Annotated in this window: 1 pseudogene; it reads right to left on the reverse strand. The window is 61.5% G+C overall.

The features are described from left to right. Positions 1-1,082, reverse strand: a pseudogene (locus tag BM374_RS37700) (methyl-accepting chemotaxis protein); the annotation flags it as partial. Between the last annotated feature and the right edge of the window lie 285 nt (positions 1,083-1,367).

Below are 1,367 nucleotides of genomic sequence, written 5' to 3' on the forward strand. Positions count from 1 at the left end.
CCGATCTCGTCCTTGCGGCCGAGACCCGGCAGCACGACGTCGAAATTACCCGAGGCCAGCTCGCGCATCGCCTTGCACATCGCGATCATCGGCCGTGAGATGCCGTTGCCGAGCATCAGGGCCAGGACACCGCCGATGGCAAGACCACCGAGCGCCAACATCAGCATCAGCCGTTCGGTTTCACCGATCGTCACATTCGCGCTCGCCTCGATCCGCTGCTGATCGGCCGACAGGTCCGACCGCAATTCGCCCGAGAGCTTGAGGATAGACGCAGCCGTCTTGGTCATCTCGCCGTTCGACTTGACGATGACTTTCACGTTCTCCGACAGTTTCGCAAAGGAGGCGCGGTACTGCTTCAGCAAATTGCCGATCTCGGTGACACGGTCGGTGATCTTCTGGTCGCTGGCGTAGATCGAGACTAGCAGCGTCTCCAAAAATTTGATGCGGGCGATCACGCCGTCGGCGGTCTTCGGCTCGGGCTTGGCGACAAAGGCGCTGACCGAGGTGGAGACCGCGAGATATTGCGAGGTGATGTCCTTGGCCGTGGTCTGGACCGATGCCAGGCCGGCGAGCGCTGCGGTATCGGCGAGATCGTCAAACTTGAAGCGGATCTTGTTGCCGACGCTATTCAGCTCGTCGGTCGCGATCTTGTTGTTTTCACGCGTCAGCGTAATGATCTCGCTGAACACCTTCGTGAAGCGCTGGAACTCGGCGTCGAGCTTGCCAATCTCCTCGCGGCGCGCCGCGCCAGACGTGGCCGACATCGATTTCGCAATCGCAGCCTTCAGGTTTCCTTCGGCCGCCTTGGCTGCCGTTTCATCGTCCGCCGCGCCCGTCAGCGTGTAGGCCCGGGTCAGTCCCTGATAGCTGATCAACTCGCGATCGATGGTCCGCGCCAGGTCTGCTTCGGCCACGCTGGCCCGATAGGACGCGACGGCGCCCGCGATCCGTTCGAAACCGAAATAGGCGAACGCCATGCTGACGGCGAGGATAGCGAGCACCGCCACGAAGGCGAGGATGATCTTGGCACGAAAACGCAAGGTGAGGAGCCTCAAAGAGCTCGACTTGGACTTGACGGACATTCCCCCACCCCATTCCATTCGCGGAAAACCAGGCGCAGCCGGGCAGCAGCCCGCTCCCCGACTCGTCTTCACGGTAATGGGCAAAGGATAAGCTGCGGTAAATTTACCACATCGCAACTTGCGGTTAGATGACGCCGGGATGGGAGTCCCGAGCCACGTGTCGTTCGGCCGGCGTCGAGCGGTCCGGACTTTAAGCCGCCCGGATATTGGCCATGAAGCGATCGAGCTCGGCACGCAGGCGCGTGCTTTCACTGGATAGCGTCTTCGCCGAGTTCAGCACCTCCT

This window comes from Bradyrhizobium sp. Ghvi, assembly GCF_900115265.1.
Classification (GTDB): domain Bacteria; phylum Pseudomonadota; class Alphaproteobacteria; order Rhizobiales; family Xanthobacteraceae; genus Bradyrhizobium.